Origin of the sequence: Streptomyces panaciradicis (assembly GCF_023516615.1) — a bacterium.
GTDB classification, from domain to species: domain Bacteria; phylum Actinomycetota; class Actinomycetes; order Streptomycetales; family Streptomycetaceae; genus Streptomyces; species Streptomyces panaciradicis.
The window spans coordinates 1-23,413 of the sequence record NZ_JAMGBF010000125.1 but is presented as its reverse complement, the minus strand read 5'-3'; the positions used below and the strand labels follow the sequence as shown (position 1 = coordinate 23,413).

18 protein-coding genes and 3 pseudogenes are annotated in these 23,413 nt (G+C 69.4%); 14 read left to right on the top strand and 7 right to left on the bottom strand.

What is annotated here, in order from left to right:
• Window positions 1-67: 67 nt before the first annotated feature.
• From M8J74_RS33190 to M8J74_RS33180, 3 genes are read left to right on the top strand one after another with little or no spacing between them, the layout of a single operon-like run.
• Complete coding sequence (locus M8J74_RS33190) at window positions 68-1,336, top strand: CHAT domain-containing protein (RefSeq protein ID WP_249839981.1); 1,269 nt, start codon at window positions 68-70, stop codon at window positions 1,334-1,336.
• Between the two features lie 10 nt (window positions 1,337-1,346).
• Window positions 1,347-2,453 carry a ComEC/Rec2 family competence protein gene (locus M8J74_RS33185; protein WP_249839980.1) on the top strand — a complete coding sequence of 369 codons (1,107 nt, stop codon included), beginning with the start codon at window positions 1,347-1,349 and terminating at the stop codon, window positions 2,451-2,453.
• A complete protein-coding gene (locus tag M8J74_RS33180) occupies window positions 2,450-4,345 on the top strand; it encodes a CHAT domain-containing protein (RefSeq protein ID WP_249839979.1) in 1,896 nt (631 codons plus the stop codon). Before M8J74_RS33185 ends, M8J74_RS33180 begins: the two co-directional genes overlap by 4 nt.
• A 6-nt stretch (window positions 4,346-4,351) precedes the next feature.
• On the opposite strand, the gene M8J74_RS33175 is transcribed toward M8J74_RS33180, so the two are convergent.
• A complete protein-coding gene (locus tag M8J74_RS33175; protein WP_249839978.1) occupies window positions 4,352-5,104 on the bottom strand; it encodes a hypothetical protein in 753 nt (250 codons plus the stop codon).
• 668 nt (window positions 5,105-5,772) lie between these two features.
• On the opposite strand from M8J74_RS33175, the gene M8J74_RS33170 reads away from it, so the two are divergent.
• Complete coding sequence (locus M8J74_RS33170; RefSeq protein WP_249839977.1) at window positions 5,773-6,024, top strand: hypothetical protein; 252 nt, start codon at window positions 5,773-5,775, stop codon at window positions 6,022-6,024.
• A gap of 6 nt (window positions 6,025-6,030) precedes the next feature.
• Complete coding sequence (locus M8J74_RS33165; protein ID WP_249839976.1) at window positions 6,031-6,978, top strand: SMI1/KNR4 family protein; 948 nt, start codon at window positions 6,031-6,033, stop codon at window positions 6,976-6,978.
• 194 nt (window positions 6,979-7,172) lie between these two features.
• On the opposite strand, the gene M8J74_RS33160 is transcribed toward M8J74_RS33165, so the two are convergent.
• Window positions 7,173-7,724 (bottom strand): hypothetical protein, encoded by a 552-nt coding sequence (locus tag M8J74_RS33160; RefSeq protein ID WP_249839975.1) that lies wholly within the window; start codon window positions 7,722-7,724, stop codon window positions 7,173-7,175.
• A gap of 101 nt (window positions 7,725-7,825) precedes the next feature.
• A pseudogene (locus tag M8J74_RS33155) lies at window positions 7,826-8,642 on the bottom strand (IS5 family transposase).
• 88 nt (window positions 8,643-8,730) lie between these two features.
• On the opposite strand from M8J74_RS33155, the gene M8J74_RS33150 reads away from it, so the two are divergent.
• Window positions 8,731-8,898, top strand: a complete 168-nt coding sequence (locus tag M8J74_RS33150; protein WP_249839974.1) for a hypothetical protein — start codon at window positions 8,731-8,733, stop codon at window positions 8,896-8,898.
• 14 nt (window positions 8,899-8,912) lie between these two features.
• On the opposite strand, the pseudogene M8J74_RS33145 reads toward M8J74_RS33150, so the two are convergent.
• Window positions 8,913-9,445, bottom strand: a pseudogene (locus M8J74_RS33145) (IS256 family transposase); the annotation flags it as partial.
• A 62-nt stretch (window positions 9,446-9,507) separates the two neighbouring features.
• Between M8J74_RS33145 and M8J74_RS45180 the strand changes: the two are divergent.
• The 5 genes and pseudogenes from M8J74_RS45180 to M8J74_RS33115 form a co-directional block, all read left to right on the top strand.
• On the top strand, window positions 9,508-11,013 hold the full coding sequence (locus tag M8J74_RS45180) for a type I glutamate--ammonia ligase (protein ID WP_249839973.1): 1,506 nt from the start codon (window positions 9,508-9,510) through the stop codon (window positions 11,011-11,013).
• A 329-nt stretch (window positions 11,014-11,342) separates the two neighbouring features.
• Window positions 11,343-11,801 carry a cupin domain-containing protein gene (locus M8J74_RS33130; RefSeq protein WP_249839972.1) on the top strand — a complete coding sequence of 153 codons (459 nt, stop codon included), beginning with the start codon at window positions 11,343-11,345 and terminating at the stop codon, window positions 11,799-11,801.
• 52 nt (window positions 11,802-11,853) lie between these two features.
• On the top strand, window positions 11,854-12,675 hold the full coding sequence (locus tag M8J74_RS33125; RefSeq protein ID WP_249839971.1) for an alpha/beta fold hydrolase: 822 nt from the start codon (window positions 11,854-11,856) through the stop codon (window positions 12,673-12,675).
• Window positions 12,676-12,689: 14 nt separating this feature from the next.
• Window positions 12,690-14,105, top strand: a complete 1,416-nt coding sequence (locus M8J74_RS33120) for a DHA2 family efflux MFS transporter permease subunit (protein ID WP_249839970.1) — start codon at window positions 12,690-12,692, stop codon at window positions 14,103-14,105.
• An 85-nt stretch (window positions 14,106-14,190) separates the two neighbouring features.
• Window positions 14,191-14,892: pseudogene (locus M8J74_RS33115) on the top strand (IS256 family transposase); the annotation flags it as partial.
• Window positions 14,893-15,879: 987 nt separating this feature from the next.
• On the opposite strand, the gene M8J74_RS33110 reads toward M8J74_RS33115, so the two are convergent.
• The 3 genes from M8J74_RS33110 to M8J74_RS45080 all read right to left on the bottom strand — a co-directional run bounded on the left by M8J74_RS33110 (window position 15,880) and on the right by M8J74_RS45080 (window position 19,508).
• Window positions 15,880-18,135 (bottom strand): ATP-binding protein, encoded by a 2,256-nt coding sequence (locus M8J74_RS33110; RefSeq protein WP_249839969.1) that lies wholly within the window; start codon window positions 18,133-18,135, stop codon window positions 15,880-15,882.
• A 308-nt stretch (window positions 18,136-18,443) separates the two neighbouring features.
• Window positions 18,444-18,854, bottom strand: coding sequence for a hypothetical protein (locus tag M8J74_RS33105; RefSeq protein ID WP_249839968.1), 411 nt, complete (start codon window positions 18,852-18,854; stop codon window positions 18,444-18,446).
• A 399-nt stretch (window positions 18,855-19,253) separates the two neighbouring features.
• Window positions 19,254-19,508 (bottom strand): 3'-5' exonuclease, encoded by a 255-nt coding sequence (locus M8J74_RS45080; protein ID WP_505016714.1) that lies wholly within the window; start codon window positions 19,506-19,508, stop codon window positions 19,254-19,256.
• A 444-nt stretch (window positions 19,509-19,952) separates the two neighbouring features.
• On the opposite strand from M8J74_RS45080, the gene M8J74_RS33095 reads away from it, so the two are divergent.
• From M8J74_RS33095 to M8J74_RS33085, 3 genes are all read left to right on the top strand, one after another.
• Window positions 19,953-20,678 (top strand): response regulator transcription factor, encoded by a 726-nt coding sequence (locus M8J74_RS33095; RefSeq protein ID WP_249839966.1) that lies wholly within the window; start codon window positions 19,953-19,955, stop codon window positions 20,676-20,678.
• 3 nt (window positions 20,679-20,681) lie between these two features.
• Entirely contained in the window at window positions 20,682-22,100 is a 1,419-nt protein-coding gene (locus M8J74_RS33090) for a sensor histidine kinase (protein WP_249839965.1), read from the top strand.
• Between the two features lie 175 nt (window positions 22,101-22,275).
• Window positions 22,276-23,364, top strand: a complete 1,089-nt coding sequence (locus M8J74_RS33085) for a YHYH protein (RefSeq protein WP_249839964.1) — start codon at window positions 22,276-22,278, stop codon at window positions 23,362-23,364.
• Window positions 23,365-23,413: the final 49 nt, after the last annotated feature.

The window sequence follows — 23,413 nt, the reverse complement described above, 5'->3', positions numbered from 1 at the left end:
GTGAGCGTTCATCTACGCTGAGTCCCACCGGATCGGTGAAGGAGCCGACGGTGCTGGGGGTGATGGGGTGGACCGCATCGCGGAGATCCGCGCGGCCAGGCGCGAACTCGACGCCGTCGTGCAGGAGATCCGGCAGCTCGACGGGTTCGAGGATTTCCTGCCCGAACCGACCGAGGAAGACGTCTACCGCGCCGCCGAGGAGCAGCCGCTGGTGTATCTCTCGGCGGCCGAACGCGGCGGAGTCGCCCTCGTCGTGCACGACCACGACGTACGCCAGGTGGACCTGCCTGTCCTGACCGCCCAGGCGGTGCTCAGCCGTGCGCGCGCCCACGACGACGCCCACAAGGCGTACGCGGCCGACCGTGCCGGACGGCTGACGCAGTGGGAGAAGTCTCTGGAGACGACCACGAAGTGGCTGTGGGACGACCTCATGGGCCCGGTCTGCGACGCCCTGCGCTCCTTCGACGGGGCCGTTCTGGTAGCCGGCGGCCTGCTCGGCCTGCTGCCCCTGCACGCGGCCTGGACCGAGGACAGGGCGACGCCCACCGGACGCCGGTACGCCCTCGACGACCTCGTCCTCAGCTACGTGCCCAACGCCCGCTCCCTGACCTCGGCCCGCGCACGCGCCGGGGGCCGCGTCGAGCGGCTGACCGTCGTCGTGGACCCGGCCGGACGGCCGCCCCTGGGCTCGGCCGAGCAGGAGGCCCGCGCGGCGGCGGCCGGGTTCCCGGCCCGTACGACCGTGCTGCGGGGCCCGGCAGCCCACGCCGCCGCGGCCCGCAACGCCCTCGCCGAGGCCGACGCCGCGCACTTCGCCTGTCACGGGCAGGCCGATCTGCTCACCCCGCTGGACAGCGGACTGCTGCTGGCCGGCACGGACGAACTGCGGCTGCGCGACCTTTTGGCGCTGCGGCTGACGCTCCGCCTGGCCGTCCTGTCCGCCTGCGAGTCGTACCTGCCGGGCACCGTACTGCCGGACGAGGTGGTGTCGCTGCCCGGCGGCCTGCTCCAGGCGGGCGTCGCCGGAGTCGTCGCCGCCATGTGGTCGCTGCCCGATGTACCGGCCGCGCTCCTCATGACCGACTTCTACCGGCGCTGGCGCACCGAGGACGACCACCCGGCCACGGCGCTGCGCGACGCCCAGGTCTGGCTGCGTGACGTACCCAACGGCGAACGGTTCGCCTTCCTCCAGCAGGCCCTCGCCGTCGGCGAGCCGTGGCTGCCGAACGACGAGGCCACCGAAGGGCTCCTGCTGGCACTGGAGTTCCAGGAGGACGACGAGCGCTCCTTCGCCGACCTCCATTCCTGGGCCGGCTTCGGATACTTCGGGGCGTGACGGGCCGCACGTGATCAGAGTCGAAGCACTGCCGGCCCATGAGGGCGACTGCCTCTGGGTGGAGTGGACGTACCAAGGACGCACCCGCCGCATGCTCGTCGACGGCGGCCGCGGGGGCCGCGGCGGCCGGCTGCCCGAGGGGCTCGCCGCCCGGTTTCGCAGACAACCGGTCGCCGAGCGCACTTTCGATCTCGTGGTGTGCACCCATCTCGACGCCGACCACATCGGCGGCCTGATACCCCTGTTCCGCGATCCGCCGGAGGGGTTCACCGCGGACGAAGTATGGTTCAACGGCGACCGGCAGATCCTCGGCGACGTCCTCAGCCACGCCCAGGCCGACACCTTCTCCCGGCTGCTGGTGGACCAGCCCTGGAATACTAGGTTCAACGGGCGCGCCGTCGCCGTCCCGGTAGGCGGTGAGCTGCCCGTATTCGACGTCTCGGGGCTGCGGCTGACCCTGCTGTCCCCACGGCGGGGCGCCCTACTGGACCTGAGTCGGGACTGGACGCGCTGGGTGGAGGAGATCGAACGCGAACGACTCGGCCCCGAGATTCTCGCACCCCCGGACGTCCTGCGCGGCAGCGATGCCGGCGTGGCCTGGGAAGAACTGGCGTTGCGCCCCTACATCCGCGACGAGTCCGTGCCGAACCGGTCGAGCATCGCCTTCCTCGCCGAGTACGACGGCGCCCGCGTGCTGTTCGGCGCCGACGCGCACGCCGAGACCCTGTGCGACGGTCTGCGCCACCTGGACGACACCCCGTGGGGACGGCCGTACCGGGTGGACCTGTGCAAGGTGCCGCACCACGGCAGCAGCCGCAACCTCAGCCCGGAACTCCTCGCCCGACTGGACTGCCGCCACTGGCTGTTCTCCACCAGCGGCGCCCGCTTCGGCCATCCCGACCGGCGGGCCGTCGCCCGGATCGCGCGGCGGTACCAGGATCCCGTGCTCTGGTTCAACTACCTCTCGCCCAGCACTACCGAATACGCCCGCCCCGAAATCGCCGCCGCGCGGGGCTTTCGGGCCGTCCACCCGCCCAAGGACCGGCCGGGCGCCGACCTGACGGTGACACCCGGCCGGGTAACCCGCACGCACACCGATCCGGAGAGGGCACAGTGAACCCCGATCCCGCTCTCGTCGAACTCATGGACCTCTGGTACGAGTTGCCGGCCCTGGTGGGCGAGAACTGGCCCGAACTGCGGCCACGGCTGCTGATCGCCGTGGAGGAACTGACGACGGCACCGCCGACGGAGTACGAGAGCCGCGCGCAGGCCCTGCTGCGGCTGCTGCTCGATCACGCTGAAGTCAGGAGACGGCTCGCCCCGTCCCTGATCGGCAAGACCATCCCCACTGACCGGGGGGCGGGCACGGAGCGGGGCGCCCGCATCCCGCCGGCCTCGCAACTCGCCCTGCGCGCGGGCATCCTGCCGCCGGACCTGGACGACGCGGGCCGCTGGATCAACGCTGACGTCGAACCGGGCCCAGCCAACCGGCCGGGCACGTTCGTCCTGGGCTTCGACGTCGACGGCGGCCCGCGCGAGGACTCCGTGTCCGAGCCGCTCAGGGACCTCGGCACCGCAGACGCCTGGCCTGCGACGCTGACTGTCCGGGTGACCGGCGTCGACGCCGAGGCCGAAGCCCTCGCCGGCACACTGACCGTGCCCGCCCAGGGACCCTCCCCCGACCGGGCCCGCTTCCTGATCACCCCTGCCCGTACCGGCACCCTCCCGCTCCAGGCGACCTTCTGGCGCTCAGGCAGCCTCGTGCAGGTGCTGCACATCAACGTCTTGGGACACGAGGTACGCGTGCGGGCCCAAGGGCCCTCCCGTGCGGCCGTCGCCGAGGTGCGCGACCGCGGCCTGTCGGTGCACATACGCCCGGCTCCGGGCGGCCGCGAGTACGAGATCGTCGTCTCCGGAGGCATCGGCCACGCCGTTCGGGCGCCGCTGCACAAGACCGACAGCGCCCTGCACGCGATCGCGGTGCAGGCCCGTCGTCCACTGCGGGCCGTGACCGCCGAGTGGGGCCCGCTCTCCGACGGTCCTCCCCGGACCGGACTCGCCCTCCCGGACGATGTTTACACACACCACACCCGGCTGCTGGCCGAGGCGGGCTGCCGGATGTTCCGCGACCTGTTCTTCGACGGGGCCGACGCCCAGCTCGAAGAGGTCGGCCGCAGGATCCAGGAGTACCTGACCGGGGCCGGCCCGCGCAGCGTGCAGTTCGTCACCGACCGGCCCCTGCTGCCCTGGCACCTGATGTGCCCGGTCGAGCACATGCGCGACGCCGACTTCGAACAGATCCTCGGCCTTCGCCACCGGGTCGACTGCATCCCCGTCGCCGCCCACGCCGGCCGGGGCATCATCGAGGTGGCCATCGACACCCGGCGGGGCCTGGACGTCACCCTCGGCCTCAACCGCGCCATCGATCTCGGCGGCGAACGCGACCTGGTCGCGAAGCAAGAGGCGTACTGGCGCGACTACCACGACAAGGGACTCGCCCGCCTCACCATCCACGACCGGCAGCAGCCCCTCTTCGACACCCTGTGCGGGACGGGCGGATCCGCCGGGATCGTCTACCTCTACTGCCACGCCGTGGCCCACGACGACGACGGACCGGCGAATCCCCGGCTCGCCGTGGAGGGCACCACCGGGGGAATCCTGCTGCGCAGCCTGCGCGACCACGGCACCGCCCTGCCCGGCTCACCGGTGATCGTGCTCAACGCATGTGGCACAGCCGTCACCTCGGCGCTGTCCACGGAGGGCTTCCTGACCCACTTCCTGGAGCGTTCCCGTGGGGTACTCGGCACCGAGGCGGACACCCCGGCCCCCTTCGCCGCGGCCTGGGCCACCGTCTTCTTCGACCGTCTCCTGTCCGGCGAGCCTATCGGCGAGGCGGTTCGTGCCACCCGGGAGCACTTCGCCGTCGTCCACCGCAATCCGCTGGGTCTGCTCTATGCCCTGTACTGCAACGGCGACACCGTATTGCGCCCAGCCCTCGCCGCCGACTGACAGCGGTTACGACGTCCGGGACTCCAGGTCGGGCAGCCCCACCGTCTCGATGAGGCGGCGGGCGTACGTCCAGGCCGCCTCCTCCACCCAGGCGGACCGCACCGTCCGAAGCCAGAACAGCAGCAGCGCCAGGTCCGCGAGCACCATCGACACAGACACCACGGCCTTGGCGAAACCGGCCGGCGCCCAGCCCACCACCGCGTACAGCACCGCCCCGAACAGACCGATGACCCCCGCGCCCAGGGCCAGCGGCCGCAGCCCCAGCGCGTTGCGGCGGAAGCCGTACTCGCGGTTCTCCTCCGCCACCAGCTCACTGCCCGGAAGCGCCCGCGCCCGGGTCCGCAGCACCGTGCCCGCCACCTCGTAGACGGCGTCGGCGCCCTCTGGGTCGGACTGCTCCTCCGCAGCCGACGGCAGCCGCAGCGGCGGTCCCGCGATCTGCTCGATACGGGCGTGCAGATACGCCAGATGCGCGGTCCCCGTCGGACCCCGCCACCGCAACAGCTGTACCGACGGCTTGCCACCCCACTGCTCGAACAACGCCGGCTCCAGCCGCCGTCCCCGGGACCGGCTGAACTGCCCTAGCAGCAATGGCAGTCCGGACACCAGCACGAGCGCCCACACTCGGCGCGCGGCCGACCAGTCCGGCACCAGCACCACCACAGGCAGGGCCGGCGGCAGCGCCGCGATCAGGATCGGGCGGATCCTCGCCCGCCACGTGTACGGACTGAACGTACGGGCGATCAGGCCCTGTTGCACGACGGACCACCCCCTCATCGTGGCCCGCCCCCCACAGGCCCTGATGAGGACTACCCCAGCCGCCGTTGCCGTATCCGCCGTCCTGGGCCCGTCCGGTGGCCACCGGGCGCTCAGCCCACGTTCCGCCCACCGAATCCAGTTGTGCGCCGCGTCCACCGTCATCTCCGGGGCGACGGCCAGGCCGCTTGCGCACGCCTGCCGCAACGCGGTGCGCGCCGCGTCGACGCTGTCGGGCGACTTTCCACTCGGCAACCTCCATGGCCCTGCGATACCGGAGTCCGGCACGGCGGCTGTCGGGCACGCGGCCGATGTCACGGGCGACGAATTCGATCTCGCTGGGGCCGCGGATTGAGTAGAAGTTGGAGGCCCTGTGCCACGACCTAGCTACCCGCGTCGAGGCGTTGAAGGGTCGAGCCGGCTGGCCCCGGGAGGCACGGCGCCGCAACGACTGAGCCCACCCGCCCCGTTGCCGGCGCGCTCAGCGCGTCGCACTCATCGCCGCCGGTGGCAGCTACCTTCGGCAGGCCCTGAAGCTGCTGGCCGCCGTCCCCATCAGGACGAGGTCGCCCAGTGGGAGAGCAAGAAGTGCAGTTCGAGTGGCGTCCAGGACGCTCGGTCGGCCGTGCGATCCGCCTCGGGGCACCGGTCTCCCGCAGGACGGACCGCTCGTGCTGCAGGCGGCGTATCGCGGCGAGCCGAGCGAGGAAGCACACGAGCACATGCCGCAGCTCCTGCTGCTGGGCCTTCTGGGCCTGCCCGTCACGGCGGGTGACGGAGCGCTCTTGCAGACGGAAGCCGAGCATGGTCGCCGCCGCACCAGCCGCACGCTGTACCAGACAAAATGTGCGCCGGGGCTGCCGTCAGCATCCGCATCCTACTGTGTGAACGGCACTGCCCTCCATCCGATCAGCAAGGAGTAGCAGGCCGTGAACGTTGAGATCCCTCCACACGTGCGCGACACCGTCTTACAGTTGGGGGCGGGCGCGCCGTACGCCCTGAGGGTCCTGGCCGGCCAACTGGCGGACGATCCGGACATGGGCCGGCCCTCGACTCTGCCCGGCATCCTCACCGTGATGATCGACGGCGACCTGTTCGAGGACTGTCCCGCCCTGGCCGTCGGCTACATACGCGAGCCCGATCGGATCGAGATCCGGTACGTGAACCGGGTCCCGGTCAACGAGGCCGCCGCGAACGCCGAGAGCCAGGGTCAGGGTGAGAGCAACGGCGAGCCTGCCGGTCCCGGCCTCGATACGGTCGCCGAGCGGCAGATCGCCGACGCCTGGCAACGCATCACCCACTGGCTCCAGCACCACGCCCCCGACTCCCACGCGGCGCTCCGCGACGGCGCGAGCTCCGCGACCCTCACCGGCCTGGAGCAGGACCTCGGCATCTCGATACCCACCGACCTGCGCGCCTGGTGGTCTCTCACCGGGGGCGACGACGGGGTAGACGGCGCGGGATGCCTGCCCGGCAACCAGGCCCTGATGCCCCTGGACGGCGTAGCTGACTTCTACCGGCAGCAGATGGACACCCAAGCCCATCAGGACGCCCTCAACAGCCGCCGTACCGCGGACAACCGGATCACTGTGTGGAACGCGGCCTGGATCCCGGTCGTCTCCTATGGCGTCACGGACCGCACCTCGGGCCTGTATCTGGACGCTGCGACTGGCTACCTGGGCCGTTGGTCCCGTTACAACGAAGGTCCTGGCGATGAGCTCGACACGCTGGCGGCCTACCTGGAGAACGTCGCGGACATGCTCGAAGCTCCCGCCCTGGCGACGCGGGACAAGCCCGGCCTGGTAGGCGGGGCGCTGGTGTGGGGCAGCCGGCTCGATCCCGCGCAGGAAGACCGGTGGCAGCCGCTGGCCGGCTGACCCACAGCAGGGAGGGGGCCGGTCCTGCGGACTGGCCCCCTCCCTGCTCCACCTGCCTGACGCTCAGGCTTGCGCCAGCTGATCTTGCTCCACGCGCAGGTGGTCGCGGTCGACGTGCAGTGCTCGAACCACTCTGCCGAACGGCGTCGGCTGACCCGACGGACGGAAACCTTAGGGGCCCGTCGAAGAGGCGCCTAGAAGTAGGAAGCCACCAGGTCGCGGTCCACCGTGATGGTGTCGCGATCCAGTGCGGGCAGTCCCAGGTGGTCGCAGATCAGCTGGGTCAGCTGCTCCTCATAGGTATCGCTCTGATGATCCAGTCCGGCCGCCGTGATGAGGGGGGCCATCTTGTTGGGCCAGTATTCGCCGACGTAGTCAGGGTCCTCGTAGTCGATGCAGGACGATGTCTGGCCGTCCTTGTAGTGGTAGGCCTTGGGTCCGTGGGCCTTGGCCACGCACGGGTTGGGAACAAACACCATCAGCTCAGCGCCCTGAGGGCACAGCCTGCGGTAGTCGATCCCGTCGTAGTCCTCAAGGGCAGGGTTGGACATGTGGTGCACGATCACGCCCCAGTCGCCCGGTGATGGGTCGTTGCCGTAGGCGAACCGCGGTCGGCGCTGTGCGGACAGGCCCTCGGCCATGGCAGCCAGGCTGGTCCCCTTGAAGTAGACCAGGACAGTCTCGTCGTCCCTGTACCGGCCGCCTTCCATCCACGCCATGACGCCATACTTGATCCAACGTGTCATGCCCAGCAACATAACCGGCACCACTGACACACCAGCACACAGAGCCGCCGCTCACAGCGAAGACCAACCACCCCCTCTGCGCCGTCGAGTTAGACCGTGTCCTATGTGGTGAGGCGGACGAGTCGCTTGTAGCAGCAGAGGGCGGCGGCAAGTCCGAGGAAGGCCAGGTAGTTACGGGGTTTCGCTCGTAGCGGGGGCTGAGGCGTCGGTAGCCGGAGAGCCAGGACATGGTCCGTTCGATGACCCATCTGCGTCGGCCTAGTCGTTCGCTGGATTCGATGCCTTTGCGGGCGATCCGTACCCCGATGCGCTTCCACCGCAACCATCTGCGCAGGTCGGCGCGGTCGTAGGCCTTGTCCGCATGCAGGCGCTGGGGCTTGAAGTACCGTCCTCGGTGAGGGTCGTGTCTCGTTTGGTGACCCTCGACCATGGGCTTCAGCCCTTCGCTGTCGTGGGTGTTGCCGGCTGAGACGCCGACGAGGAGTGGCAGTCCGTTCGCGTCCGAAAGGATGTGCATCTTGGAACCCGGCTTGCCTCGGTCCACGGGGCTCGGACCTGTGTGTTCGCCCCTTTTTTAGCCCTGACGTGGGCGGTGTCGAGGACGACGCGGGTGACGTCGATGAGGCCGCCGTCGTCGAGCCGGTGCAGGACCGCTTCGTGGAGGCGGCCCCAGACACCGGCTCTGGACCAGATCAGGAACCGGTGGTGGGCCGTCGACTTCGAGACGCCGAAGCACGGCGGCAACGATCGCCAGGCGCAGCCGCTGACCAGGACGTAGATGATGGCCGCGAACAGCGTCTCATCAGGTGTGTCTTGAGTCCCGCCGCCCTGCGGCCGCACCTTCGACGGCGGGATCAGCGGTTTCGCGATCTCCCACAGCCCGTCCGGAACAATCCAACTCCATGTGCCCCGCCCCATGCCCAGACCAACGGCCGCCTCACCACATAGGACACGGTCTAAGACGTCGTTTCTTATGGCTGTCAGAGCGGCGTGAGAGCCTCCTGGCATGAGCTACGACCTGGCTGTTTGGGAAGGTGTGCGACCGGCGGACGACAAGAGCGCCCGCCGGTCCTTCAATGGCTTGTACGACCGCTATCTCGGCAGTGAGGTCAGGGAGCCTCCGTCTGAACGCATCACGGCCTTCATCGCAGCGGTGTGTCAACTTAACGGCTGATCTTGGTTGTTGAGTTATCGCTGGTCGGTGGGGGTCAGGCGGCCATCGAAAGCGATCTGGAAAACGTTAAGGGGTGCCTTCCAGCGCATCGTCCAGCGGCGGCGGCCCTTGCCGGTCGGGTCCAGGCTCATCAGCGCCATGTAGAGGCATTTCAACGCGGCGCCCTCGGTGGGGAAGTGGCCGCGGGCCCGAACCGCCTTGCGGATGCGGGCGTTGACGCTCTCGATCGCGTTGGTGCTGCAGATGACCTTGCGAATTTCGACGTCGAAGGTCAGGAAGGGCACCATCTCGGCCCAGGCATCGGACCACAGCTTGATCACGGCCGGATACTTGGTGCCCCACTTCTCGGAGAACTCCAAGAACCGTTCGGTCGCGGCGGCCTCGCTCGGCGCGGTGTAGACGGGCTTGAGATCCTTGGCGACCTGTCCCAGTCCTGACGAGCACAGTACCGGATGCTATTGCGAATCAGGTGAACGATGCACGTTTGGACAACCGTGCGGGGCCAGACCGTCTCAATCGCGTCCGGCAGACCCTTCAGCCCGCCGGGGCGCAGGCCTGGCGCCGGCGATGGCGCACGCGATCGCCGGACTTCTCTCCGCACTGCCGCACATGGCCCCCCTGTATGCCCCCACCGTCAACTCCTACAAGCGCTACCAGCCCCACTCCTTCGCCCCCACCCGCTACACCTGGGGCTTCGACCACCGCGGCTGCGCCGTCCGCGTCACCGGCCACGGCCCCGGCGCACACCTGGAGATCCGGCTCGCCGGCGCCGACGCCTCCGCCTACGTCGCGGTCGCCACCTACCTCGCCGCCATCACCCACGGCATCGAAGAGAAACTAACCGCGCGGCCGGCCTGCGACAGCGACGCCTACCAAGAACAGCACTCCGTCCCCCTCTACGACGATCTCGCCCAAGCGCTCGCGTACTGCGAACTCAGCACCGTCGCCCACCTCCTACTCGGCAAGGACGTCGTCCGCCACTACGCCCACGCCGCCCAAGCCGAACTCGACTACCACCGCCGACACGTCACCGACCTGGAACGCCAACGCGGCATCCGATTAGCCCCCTGCCGCCGGGTGACCACTCCCCTCCCCGACGGCAGGGCCCCCTCCTCCGTCGCCGGCCGAACGATGCGCCGGACACCCTGTGTGCCAGGCCTTTGCCCCGCTCGCGCCCGGCACCGATCCCGCCATCTGCAGAAGGGAAACAATGTGCACGACCTGGTAGCGGTATGGCGGCCTGCCGGCGGGCTTTCTCGAAACGACGCCAAGTGGGCCTTCTACGACGCCATCGACAACATCACCGACAGCTACAACAACTGCGGCTACGGCGACTCGGTGGGCGCGAAGGCGAACTTCCTGTCCAAGACCAGCTACGAGGCAGACATCAACACCAGCTCTCAGTGCACCGACCGGTTTGACCCGGCCAGCTCTCCCAGTTGGTCAAGGAGTTATGCGGCCTCCGACAGGACGGACAGTTCTGCCATGACCTCGCGCCGTGAGCCTCGCCTGGCCCACGCTGCTGAGATGGCGGCTGAACAGGGCCTGACGCCCGCACGGATCGGCGGCCTCTACGACGGCAGCACCGAGAACGGCTTCCCCGAAAACGCCGACATGTGCGGCCGAGCCCGCCTGTGGGACCACGCCACCCTGGGTGGCTACTACATCTCTCGCACCGCGGCCTTTGTCAACCTCCGCGCCGTCCGTACGGCGCTGGCGACGGCCTCGTCCGGTTCGAGCCCGCACAGATCGGTGAGCGTGAAGAGCGCCTCCGCGCTGACGACAACGGCGAGGTCGCGCTTGAGTTGGGCGAACGCCTCGGGATCCGTCCGCCCGAGCGTGTCCTGCAGGGGGAGCAGGGCGTGGTCGATGAGCCCGAAACGAACCCCGGGGCGGTTGGTCACCGTCTCGGGCCGGGTGATGGTCGCCGAGATCATCGCGCGCACCGCTCCCTGTCGGGCGAGTATGCCGCGGAGCAGGAATTCGCAGGCGAAGGCGATGCGTTCGACGGGGTCGGCCGAGTCCGCGACCGGTGCGAGGGCGTCGGCGGGGGGTGGCCATACGCCGGCCAGGGCCTCGCTGATCAGCGAGGGGAGATCGGGGAAGTACCGGTAGGCGGTGGCTTCCGACACCAGGGCCGTGCGTGCGATCGCGGGCATGGTCACTTCGCCACCGGTGCCGATGAGTTGGCGGGCCGCATCGACGATCGCGGTCCGCGTGCGCATCTTCTGGTTGCTGCGGCCGGTGCTCACGCCCGCACTGGTTCCGGTCCGTGTCGCCATTGGTGCGCCCCCGTTCGTGCCTGTAGGTCTCGGGCCCAGGCTATCACTGCCGACTCTCTTTATGAGAGTTCACTTGCATGAAGAGAGGCAACCCTCTAACGTTCCATTTCGTGAGAGCTCGCTCTCATGAGAGTCGAGCACCGAGGCGTGAAGGAGAAAAAGATGAACGACGTCTCCCTGGTAGGGCCGGACGACGGCGAGACCATCCACCTGGGGCCAGCACGGATCCGCATCCTCGAGGACGGCAGCACCACCGGGCACCGCCTCGGAATCGGCGAGATCACCATCGCCCCGCACACCCAGGGCCCACCGCAGCACCGGCACGCCCAGCACGACGAGGGCTTCTACGTCGTCTCCGGCACCGTCCACTTCACCATCGGTCAGACCACCCACGCCGCCCCGGCCGGCACCCTCGCGATGATCCCGCCCGGCACCCCGCACACCTTCGCCAACCTCGGCGACGAACCGGCGGTGATGCTCAACACCTTCACGCCGGACCTGTACGTGCAGTACTTCCGCGACCTGCGCGACATGATCGCCGGCGGCCGGGAGATGACCCCGGAGTCGACGATCGAGGTGATGAGCCGGTACGCCACGGTCCCGGCCACCGACTTCGCGTGAGGCCCACCGACCCACCCCCCTTTGCAGAACCACCTACTTGAGGAGTACCTCCATGACCGGCACCACCACCCACACCCTCTCCCTCGCACAGGGCGACGTCGACCTCACCATCGACGTCCAGGGCAGGCCGCAGGGCGAGGGACACCCCTTCCTGCTCCTGCACGGCGGCGGCGGCCCCCAGACCGTCGCCCTCTTCGCCGGGCTCCTCGCCGAGCAGCGGCCGGCCAGGGTCATCACCCCCGTCCACCCCGGCTTCGGCGGCACCACCCGCCCCGCCTGGCTGACGGACGTCCCCACCCTGGCCCAGCTCTACGCACAGCTGCTCGACACCCTCGGCCTGGAAGACGTCACCGTCGTCGGCAACTCCATCGGCGGATGGATCGCCGCAGAACTGGCCGCACTCGGCAGCGACCGGATCAGCAGTATCGTCCTCGTCAACGCCGTGGGCATACAGGTCCCCGGCCACCCCGTGGCCGACACCTTCCCCCTCTCCCCCGCCGAACTGGCCCAGCTCTCCTTCCACGACCCCTCGAAGTTCCGCTTCGACCCCAGCACCCTCTCCGACGCCCAGCGGGCGGTCATGGTCGCCAACCGGGCCGCACTGGAGGTTTACTCCGGCCCGAACGCCATGGCCGACCCCACCCTGCTCGAGCGTCTGGCCAAGGTCACCCACCCGACGCTCGTCGCCTGGGGCGAAAGTGACCAGGTCGTCGACGCCGACTACGGCCGGGCCTGGGCGAACGCCGTCCCGGGCGCCCGGTTCGAACTGCTGCCCGGCACCGGTCACATGCCGCAGGTCGAGACGCCGGCCGAATTCCTGCCCGTGGTCTGGGACTTCGCGGACGCGCACGCCACCAACCGGCCGACCCACTGAACAGGGAAGCTGCCATGCCCGAACCCGGGAGCAGACGGCACCAGTTGCTCGTCCTGACCATCTGCTGCATGAGCGTCCTGCTGGTCAGCCTCGACGCCACCATCCTCAACGTCGCACTGCCCTCGATGCAGGACGCCCTCGCCTCCCCCATCTCCGGTCTGCAATGGACCCTCGACGCCTACACCATCGTGCTCGCCTCGTTCCTGACGCTGGCCGGTTCCACGGCCGACCGCGTCGGACGGCGGCGGATCTTCCAACTCGGCCTGGCACTGTTCACCGTCGCGTCCGCGCTGTGCAGCCTGGCGCCGACACTCGAGTGGCTGGTGGCCTTCCGGATGGTGCAGGCGGTGGGCGGCTGCATGCTCACCCCGGTCGCGATGGCCATCCTGGCCAACACCTTCACCGAGCCGCGGGAGCGGGCGCGGGCCATCGGCGTGTGGGGCGGGGTGGTGGGGATCAGCATGGCGGCGGGACCGATCCTCGGCGGCCTCCTGGTGCAGTCGGCGGGCTGGCGCTCCGTGTTCTGGCTGAACATCCCGATCGGCCTGGCCGCCCTCGCGCTCACCGTGCGGTACGTCCCCGAGTCCCGCGCGCCCCGGGCCCGCCGGCCCGATCCGGTGGGACAGCTCCTCGTCATCACCCTGCTGGGCACCCTGACGTACGCCATCATCGAAGCCCCTGACGAGGGCTGGACCTCACCACCGATCTTGGCCTGCCTGGTTGCCGCAGCAGGCGCGCTGGCCTGGTTCGTCCCGTACGAGAACCGACGCACCGAACCCCTCGTCGACCCGCGTCTCTTCCGCAGCGCCTCCTTCAGCGCGGCCACAGCGACGGCGGTCTTCGCCTTCGCGGCACTGGGCGGCTTCCTGTTTGCCAACACCCTCTACCTGCAGCGGCAGTTGGGGCTCAGCGCGCTGTCCACCGGGCTGCACCTGCTCCCGATGGCGGTGCTTTCCCTGATCTGCCCGCCGCTGTCTGGGCGGATCGTCGGCAGCCGAGGCCCCCGCATCCCGCTCCTCCTCGCGGGCACGGGCATCTCGGCGAGCGGGCTGCTGGCCGTCCTGGTCACCCGCTCCACCCACCCCTCGCACGCCCTGCTGTCCCTCACCTACGCCCTGTTCGGGCTCGGCTTCGGCTTCGTCAACGCACCGATCACGAACACGGCCGTCTCCGGCCTGCCGCGCGCCCAGGCCGGGGTCGCCGCAGCGGTCGCCGCAACCAGCCGCCAGATCGGCTCCTCCCTCGGCATCGCGGTCGTCGGCGCCGCGATCGCTGCGGGCGTCCGCCCCGCACCCTGGTGGATCATCACCGGCTGCGGGCTGGCCGTCCTGATCCTGAGCACGTTCAGCGCGCACACTTCCGGCATCGCCTCAGATCACGGCTCGTTGCGCGCGCGCAGCGGGCGGCGGATCTCGAAGGCAACGCGATAAACGCGTGGGCCGAAACGCCGGTGAGGAGGGTCACGGCTTCGACGCGGACACCCTGGCCCTTGTACGGGATCTCCGACGCCGCCGAGTTCCGATTCGCGACGGCGCGGTCGCCCACCGGCCGATCTACGTGGCCCTGGCCGTCACCGCCGAGGGCCGGCGCGAGATTCTCGGGCTGTGGGCCGGCGACGGCGGCGAGGGCGCCAAGCACTGGCTGCACATCCTCACCGAGATCAAGAACCGCGGCGTGAGCGACGTGCTGATGCTGGTCTGCGACGGACTCAAGGGCCTGCCCGAGGCCGTGGAAACGATCTGGCCCCGCACCATCGTGCAGACCTGCGGGGTCCATCTCCTGCGGAACTCCTTCCGCTATGCCGCCCGCCAGGACCGGGACAAGATCGCCCGCCTCCTCAAGCCCGTCTACACGGCGCCGACCGAGGCGGCCGCCCTGGACCGGTTCGCGGAGTTCGCCGACGCCTGGGGCAGGAGGTATCCGGCGATCGTGAAGCTGTGGGAGAACGCGCGGGAGGAGTTCGCTCCGTTCTTGCGGTTCGACACCGAGATCGGCCGCATCGTCTGCACCACCAACGCGATCGAGTCCGTGAACGCCCGCATCCGCCGGGCGGTCAAGGCCCGTGGACACTTCCCCACCGAGCAGGCCGCCCTGAAGTGCGTCTACATGGCAATCATGTCCCTCGACCCCACCGGCAAGGGCCAGGCCCGCTGGACCACGCGCTGGAAGACCACCCTGAACGCCTTCGACGGCCGACTCTCAGCGGTCCGTCACTAACCAGCAACTACCCCAGTTACACCGCTCGTTTGACACACTCGGTCCTGCGGGGGCTTGGCCACTCCTGGCTCACATCGTGCAGTCTTGTCCAACGCACCTCTGTCGCAGATCCGTTCACTTGGGGGCGAACCACTCATGGGGCAGCTCTGCGGGCCGGGCTGTGAGGGCGGCCGTAGAGGCCAGAAGACCCAACCCACCCGTGAGGGGTGATCAGACCCGTGCGATCAGCGTCGGATGCCGGCCCTTGAGGTGTGCCACGTCGGGTTTGGCGATTGTTCTCGTCTCGCTGTGGTACTGAGTTGGCGTCAGTACAGTACTGGGCGGGGCCCGTTGTCGAGCGCACTCGATACGGGTCCCGCTGTGTGGTGTCAACAGTGGTAATGCAAGGGCGTAGTGGGGCCTTCGTGGCCCGCCATGCTGCTGCCCGTCAGCTGGCGTTCGCGATAGGGCGCGGGAACGCCGAAGATTCCCTCCCGGCCACTTGGTGCGGTAGCAGGCCTGCGGCAGCCGCCGGTGCACCACGAGTGGCTGTGACCAGCACCTTCAACCTGGAGGTCCCAGAGGCACGTGCCTCTGAAGGTAGAGAGTTGGTGTTTCTCACTGTTGGATACAGGCGTGCCGAAGAGTGATGACTACGCGAGAACCAGTGCTCGACTGACGATCTGGGGCTGCCTTCCCGGACTGGCAGTGGCCCTCGCCATCCCGATGACCATACTGGTGACCGTCCTCCTATTCGGGATGCCGACCCCCTAGAGCTGTCGGTTGCCCAGCAGTACACCCTCTCGTTGTACAGGTGGCGGACGAAGTGGCCTGTCAACAGCGGTCGCCTCAATGAGTAGCTGCGACCTGCACTTTCGCAACAGACCCTAGCGCCCCGTGCATCCGTTGCGGACCTGCGGCCGGTGGAGCATCACCCTTTGTCCGCAGCGCAGCACACTTGCGATCGGGTCCATCCGCCAGTCATCACTCCATGGCAGGGACGCGGGCTCAGGGGGCCAGCCGGGCGCGCAGGACGTCGGCGTCGGGGTGGCCTAGGTCGTCGAGGATGGGCAGCGCTCGCCGCCAGCAGCGGTGTGCGGCCGGGATGTCGCCCGCGTCCTGGTGGGTGTTGCCAAGGCGGATGAGCGTGTCGGCCTGGGGATGGCGACTGCCCAACTTCTCGTACAGGTCCAGCGCGTTGTGGTAGCAGGCGACGGCCCGCTGGTGTTCGCCGAGGTGTTGGTGGGCGACGCCGAGGCTGTCCCAGGTGTCCGCTTCGCCGTGCCGGCTGCCGACCGCGCGGTGCAGTTCGAGCGCCTGGGCGCAGGAGTGCAGCGCCTCGTCGTGCTGACCGAGCTGGGTCTGCATCCAGCCGATCGCGTTCAGCGCTTCCGCCTGGCCCGCGCGGTGTCCGGCCGCGTGGAACAACGCGTAGGCGGCCTTGCCGTGCTCCAACGCCTCCGGGTTGTCGCCCTGTGCGTAGGCGACGATGCCGAGGTTGTTGTAGCTGCGGGCCTGACCGACCAGATCGCCGAGCGGCTCGTCGAGTTCGAGCGCGCGGCGCAGGCTGGCCCGCGCATCCGGATAGCGGCCGAGCCGGATGTAGGCCCGGCCCAGTTCACGCAGCGACCTCGCCTGCCCGTGCGGTTCACCGGCCCGTTCAGCCGCGGCGATCGCGACGAATTGGGTGTCGACCAGCTGTCTCCAGTGGCCGGCGCGGATACAGAAACTGGCTACGCTCCAGGCGAGTTGCCATGCCTGGGTGTCTAAGCCGGCGCCGGCGGCGCGGTCGATGGCGGCTGGGAACACCGCGTGCTCGGCCGTGAACCACTGCCATGCCTGCTCGTCGTCGACGAGTTCGTCGACGACAGTCCCGGGCTGGGGTTCGCCCAGTGACAGCCGGTCGTTGGGCGGGTGGAGCAGCAGCGCTGCGGCGTGCGCGGTGTGCAGGTAGTGGTCGACCATGCGGTGCATGGCGCCGTGGCGCGTCTGCTCGGACTCGCCCTGGTGCGCCTGGCCGGCCGAGTACGCTCGCAGCAGGTCGTGGTAGGCGAATCGGCTGGCGCTGGGTTCGATGAGCAACTTGGCCCTGGTCAGCTCGGACAGGGCCACGCGGGCCTGATCGCGGCCGGTTCCGACGAGGCTGGCGGCCGCGGACACCGAGACGATGGGCCCCGGGTGCAGGCTCAGCAGCCGGAACATCCGGGCCGCCTCGGCGCTCAGAGTCCGGTAGGAACAGGAGAACACCGCGCTGAGGTCAACGCTGGTGTCACCGAGGTCCAAGGCGTGCAGCCGATCGCGTACGTCCCGCAGCTGCTGGGCCAGCTCGGTCAGCGACACGGCCGGGGTGAGGGTGGCTCGCGCGGCGACGATGCTCAGCGCCAGCGGCAGGTGCACGCATAACTCGATCAAGTCGTCGACAGCCTGCGGTTCCGCGGCGAGCCGTTCCGGGCCCAGCCGGCTCGCCAGCAGGTCATAGGCCTCGGTGGTGGTCATCAGGTCCAGGGGGATGGCGCGTGCCCCCTCGCTGACGATCAGTCCGCCGAGGTGGTCACGGCTGGTGACCACGGTCAGGCACTTGGCCGAGCCCGGAAGCAGCGGCCGGACCTGGCTGGTGTCGCGGGCGTTGTCCAGCACCACGAGGATCCGCCGGTCGGCCAGCTGGGATCGGTACAGCGCCGCCTGCTCGGCCAGAGCGGCCGGTATCCGCTGGGCCGGCACCCCCAGCGCGCCCAGGAGACCCCGGATCGCCTCGGTCGGCTCGACCGGCTGGCTGCCGGGGTCGAACCCCCGCAGGTTGACGTAGAGCTGCCCGTCGGGAAACCGGTCCGCGACCTGGTGCGACCAGTACACGGCGAGTGCGGTCTTGCCCACGCCCGCCGTGCCGTTGATCGTCGAGATCACCACGGTGTCTTCCCGATCCAGCAAGCTGGTGAGCTCCTTGAGCTGGGACACCCGACCGGTGAAGCCCGCCACCGCACACGGCAGCTGCCGCGGCACCGCGGCACTCAGTCGGGGCGGCGCCAGGGACGGCATCGTGGTGTCGTTGCGCGCCGCCGCGAGCAGCTGCTCGCGGCGGCGCGGATCGAGTGCGAGGGCGTCGGCGAGCTGGCTCACCGAGGAGAGCCGCGGCTGTCGCCGCCCTGTCTCCAACACGCTGATCGAGTGCACCGACACCCCGGACCGGACTGCTAGTTCGTCCTGCGTCCAGCCGACCGAAAGCCGCCAATCGCGCAGAAGCTCCCCAAAGGCACTACCGCCCATTCCCTCCCCCTGGAAACGGTCAGCTACTGAACCCGCACGGCCTGTCGGACCATACCTGGTCGAATGGCCGTGCGGGTTCGACTTTGCCGTGCCTGTGGGGAGCAGGACGTTTCTCGGCCACCCAGCCGCCGAGCACCGCACGTTCATGCTCCGACAACACCAGCTCGGCCAACCGCGGCACTAGACGCCCCATGCGTATCAAGCGACGCATGAGCGGCTCAGGCCACTACTCCGAGGCCGACGTGGTCCGTTCGGCAGAGGATGCCGGCGCGGAGCCGGCACCCCTGGTCGCTGAAGGACTTACCGGGTTAGTAGCCGCACTTCTGCAGGCCGGCCCGGATGCCGGCCTCGCCGTCCACGTAGGGGGCGTAGGTCCACGCGTAAATGTGTAGCGAGTACCCGAGGTGGTTGTAGTACTCGGTTTTCGTGTGGTACCAGCGGTTTCCCTGGTCCAGCATCTTTCCCTTGTCGCTCCAGCAGTCGACCTCGATACCGTCCGTGACGTTCGGATTCGCGTTGTAGATGAGGTCCTGCTGAGTGGCCTTGTCGGCGTTGTCGATGACGTTGTAGTCGTTGTACAGCCCCACGTTGTGCCCGGTGGTCAAATGGATTCCCATATCCGTGATGGCCGCGTTCGCCGGCGCGGCAGCCAGCAGCCCGCCCGTGACCACGGTGCCGACAAGCGCCGCGGTCGCCGCCAGCTTCTCTCCAATGCGCATAAGCTTTTTCTCCTGACCGGATAGCGACATCGCCGAGCGATCGCCGCACGGCGAATCGAGACTGTTCCCCTCTGCCGACAGGAAGCGGCCGTGCCCCGTTTATCCCGCCTCTGCCGTTGAACAACATCGTCTCGGCACCAGTTCAGGATCTCCATGACGGCGGCTTGACGTTCGCCTGTCGTTGGCGCCGTCAGCGGCGTTCGGCGATGCGCCGGGCGGCCTCCTCCGACAGCCCAGCATCGCCTCGTTCAGCTGCAGCGACAGGTCCACCGGCAGGTTGTGCGGGCTGCTACGGCGCCAGCCGAAGCAGCCTCATCCCGCCTGCCACCCTGCAAGGGCTCACGCTGCGATCTGCTGACAACAACCCTGCCTATGTGCCAACCAACATGCTTCGGCTCATCAGTCGGGCGCGTGTGGCAGTTGGGCTTCGACTTCGTCGACGAATCTGGAGCGCTTGGTGTCTCGTGTGCGTCCGGAGTACCACTTGTTGGCAGGGATGGTGTAGCGGTCGCCTCCGATGAGGACGGCTTCGTCCTTGGCGCGGGTGAGGGCGGCGTAGAAGACTCTGCGGGCGTCGGCGACCTCCTTGGCGGGGGGCTTGCCGGGGTAGTGATGTGGGAGCAGTCCTTCGACGAGGCCGGGCAGGATGACGATGCGGAACTCGCGGCCCTTGGCGCTGTGGTAGGTGGTCAGGGCGATGTGGCCGGGGATTGATCGGTTCTGGGCGCGGTAGTCGCCGGCGCTGGTGCGCAGGCCTTGTTTGTGGGGGCCGCCGCTGGCTGCGTGGTAGTCGGTGTGGTGGGTGCCGGGACGGTCGACGCGGACGGGGAATTACAGATCTGTGTAGGGGCCTTTCCCGGTGTCCGGATCGGGGACGAGGGCTTTTGGTCGGCGAGGGCCGGGAACCGGCCGAACTGCGGACCGGCTGCCGCCCAGCGGACCACCTCCAGCAGGTGGTCCACGGGCGGTCGTTCCGGGCGCGATCAGCGTGACGGGCTGCCTTGCCAGGGCTGTTCAGCGGACCGAGGCCCGGGATGACCCGCTCGCGTCGTCCCGGGCCCGCCGGAGACCACAGTTCGCTGCCCTACCATCCCGCGCATGACTGTGACGACCTCGGGGACCAACGCCCGGCGGCCACGTGCCCGGATCCTGCTCGTCGAGGACGACGAACCGATGGCCGAGCTGCTGGAGGCATCACTCCGGCACGAGGGATACGACACCGTCACCATCGGCAGCGGCCGGGAGTGCCTTGCCGCCGGCGTGGCCCCCGACTGCGATCTGCTGCTCCTCGACGTCACCCTGCCCGACCTCGACGGCTTCGAGGTGTGCGGGCGGCTGCGCAGCGCCGGCTGCGAACTTCCGGTCATCTTCCTCACCGCCCGCGACAGCCGGGCCGACCTGCGCACGGGGTTCGCCCGGGGCTGCGACGACTATCTGACGAAGCCCTTCAGTCTGGAGGAGTTGACCTTGAGGATCGCCGCCGTACTGCGCCGCAGCGGGCGGACCGGCCAAGTGGACCGGCCATTGCAGATCAGCGACCTCGTACTCGACGACCGGGCACACCGGGTGACCCGGGGCGGCCAGGAGGTCGTCCTGTCTCCCACCGAGTACCGGATCCTGCGCTACCTGCTCGAAGCGCGCGGCCAGGTGCTGTCGAAGGCGCAGATCATCGAGGCAGTCTGGGGGCACGCCGAGGCCGGCCGCGGCGACGGCAACCTGGTGGAGGCGCACATCAGCCAGTTGCGCAGGAAGCTGGACGTGCACGGTCCTGACCTGATCCACACGGTGCGCGGATTCGGCTACGTGCTGCGGTCGGGGACGTAAGGCATGCAACTGCGCGCGCGTATGGCCGTCCTGGTGGCGGTGCTGCTCACCGGATCGGTGGCCGTCCTGGGCAGCGGCACCCTGTGGTGGACCCGCTCGAACCTCGTCGCCGAGGCCGACGCACGGCTGCTGCGCGCCCGCGCCCAGCCGCAGTCGGCACAGCCGGGTCAGCCGGGTCAGCCGGCACAGTCCAGGGGGCGACCGGGTGCGGATCAGCCTCCGGCCCGGCAGGTCGCACTGCTGCGGTTCGACACACAGGGGCGCCTTGAGGAGGCCGTGCCCTCGGAGCTGACCGGGGACCTGGATCCGCTGCCGGACATCTCCTGGAAGACCGCGCTGTCCGGTGGCCTAGACGGCCGAATCAGGAGCGCCGGCAGTGCGGACGGAACGCTGGAGTACCACTGGACCGCGGTCCGGCGGCCCGACGGTGGCGTGACCGTCTTCGCCGTGTCGCTGGCGGAGGCCTCCCGGACGGCCGACCTGCTGCTGGGGAGCCTGCTGATCGGCGGCAGCGCCGTCGTGGCGCTCGGAGGCGGTGCCGGCTGGTGGATGGTACGACGGCAACTGCGGCCCCTGGACGACCTGGTCGACGCCACGGAGGCGGTGGCGGCCGGTGACCTCACGCGCCGTACCCGGCCCCGCGCCACCCGCGACGAGGTCGGACGGCTGACCACGGGGTTCGACCACATGCTCGTCCAGCTTGATGTGTCCCTGGCCGCCCGTGAGGCCGCCCGACTCAGGCTGGAGCAGTTCGTGGCCGACGCCTCCCACGAACTGCGCACGCCGCTGGCGCTCATCCGCGGCTACGCCGAGCTCCATGGCCGCGGCGGGCTTCCGCCCGGTCCGCTGCTCGAACGAGCGATGTCCCGGATCGCCGCGGAGACGGAGAGGATGACCGGCCTGGTGGAGGATCTGCTCCTCCTCGCACGGCTCGATCACGAGGTCGCGGACACGGATGTGGACACGCACGTGGAGGTGGCCGACGTTCTCCGGGATGCGGTCGAGGAGCACTGCGCCATCGGCCCCGGCCACCCTGTCGAATTCGACCCCGCGCCCGGCCCGGCCGTCTTCGCCTGCGCGAACCCACTACGACTGCGGCAGGTGATCGGGAATCTGCTGGCCAACGTCCGCAACCACACGCCGCCCGGCACCGTCACCCGGATCACCGCCGAAACACTCGGGCCAATGGTCGAGATCCGGGTGTGCGACAACGGCCCTGGGATCGCGGCCGCCGACCGCCCGTACGTCTTCGAGCGTTTCTTCCGCCCCAACGCGTCCCGGGCGCGCACGCAGTCCGGAACGGGATCGGGTCTCGGGCTCTCCATCGTGGCGGCGCTGGTGAGCAGCTGCGACGGAACTGTGACCGCGCTGGAGACCCCTGGCGGCGGCGCCACCTTCCTGGTGCGCCTGCCCCGGCCGTAGATGCCGGGCGGACCAGCCCCGCGTGAGGTTTCAGCCAACCTTCAGGAAGGCCTCAGGGGGGCACGCCCCTGGGATTGCCAAGGTTCTCGCTCGACGGACCGGGAGGTTCCGGGGCCGTGCCCAGCCGCGGCTCCGAGTCCGCCCCCTCATCACCCTCCCGAGTAAAGGAACGAGTGTGACAGCGAGAATCGTGAAATCCGGAAGGTCCGCGCTGCGTGGGCTGGCCATGGCCGGTGGAACGGTGCTGCTGGCGGCCTGCACGTCCGCGGCCCCTTCCTCCCTGAAGTCCTTGCCCGGGCAGTCCGTGAGCCCGGCGCCGTCGGTGGCCGGCGGAGGCGTCCCCGCCACCTGGTCCGGGGTCACCGATCCCAAGAAGATCCCGCTCGGCGACGACAGAGTCTCCACCACCCCGCAGACCGGGCACGTCTACTCGTGCCAGACCTCCTTCCGCCCCGGCGGGGCACGCCACGACGGCCCCTGGATGGACACAACGAACAAGACGTGGGACTCCACCTCGAAAGTACAGGTGCAGGGCGAGCACAACTGGCCGGACGCCGAGTACGGCGAGACCGTCCAGGGCGACTTCCGGATCATCACCTCCAAGGACCTGCCGACGCACCAGAGCACCGGCTCCTTCCCCATCCAGCAGTCCGACCCGGCCTACCAGTACGACACCAACCCGAACGCGATCGCGTCGAAGAATGTCAACCTCACCCTGCCGATCACCCCAAGCCTCGCAGCCAATGCCGGCTGCCTCTCCATGGCAGCCATCGGCATCCTCAAGAACGGCGTCTACCTCTACAACGCCCTCGACGACGCGGGACGGGACGCCGCGGCCCACGAGACCCAGGACCTGTGCGACGGCCATCCCGACGGCGCGGAGGACTACCACTACCACGACATCCCGTCCTGTCTGCTCTCCGCGGCCACGAAGAAGGGCTCGACCCTCGTCGGGTACGCGCTGGACGGCTTCGGTATCTACGTCGAACGGGACGACAAGGGCAACCTGCCCACCAACGCCGACCTGGACAGCTGCCATGGGCGCACCAGCAAGGTGATGTGGAACGGCAAGGAGACGACGACGTACCACTACAGCGCCACCCTGGAATTTCCCTACACCGTGGGCTGCTACCGCGGCACACCCGTCAATGCCCCGGCACACGACCGTACCGGGGGTAAACGCAGGGGCGCCAGTCAGGGCCAGGGCCAACGAAAGGGCCCGGGACAGCGCCCGGCCCGAAGCGCGGGCCAGGGCGAGGAATAGGCCAACAAACGGGTCTGTCAAACGTCTTAGAGGTCGTTCTCTTTCCGAA

Coding starts and splice junctions, on each gene's coding strand:
- M8J74_RS33160 (WP_249839975.1), bottom strand. CDS start 7,724: ATGACACGTTGGATCAAGTATGGCGTCATGGCGTGGATGGAAGGCGGC.
- M8J74_RS33150 (WP_249839974.1), top strand. CDS start 8,731: ATGAGCTACGACCTGGCTGTTTGGGAAGGTGTGCGACCGGCGGACGAC.
- M8J74_RS45180 (WP_249839973.1), top strand. CDS start 9,508: ATGGCCCCCCTGTATGCCCCCACCGTCAACTCCTACAAGCGCTACCAG.
- M8J74_RS33130 (WP_249839972.1), top strand. CDS start 11,343: ATGAACGACGTCTCCCTGGTAGGGCCGGACGACGGCGAGACCATCCAC.
- M8J74_RS33125 (WP_249839971.1), top strand. CDS start 11,854: ATGACCGGCACCACCACCCACACCCTCTCCCTCGCACAGGGCGACGTC.
- M8J74_RS33120 (WP_249839970.1), top strand. CDS start 12,690: ATGCCCGAACCCGGGAGCAGACGGCACCAGTTGCTCGTCCTGACCATC.
- M8J74_RS33110 (WP_249839969.1), bottom strand. CDS start 18,135: ATGGGCGGTAGTGCCTTTGGGGAGCTTCTGCGCGATTGGCGGCTTTCG.
- M8J74_RS33105 (WP_249839968.1), bottom strand. CDS start 18,854: ATGCGCATTGGAGAGAAGCTGGCGGCGACCGCGGCGCTTGTCGGCACC.
- M8J74_RS33095 (WP_249839966.1), top strand. CDS start 19,953: ATGACTGTGACGACCTCGGGGACCAACGCCCGGCGGCCACGTGCCCGG.
- M8J74_RS33090 (WP_249839965.1), top strand. CDS start 20,682: ATGCAACTGCGCGCGCGTATGGCCGTCCTGGTGGCGGTGCTGCTCACC.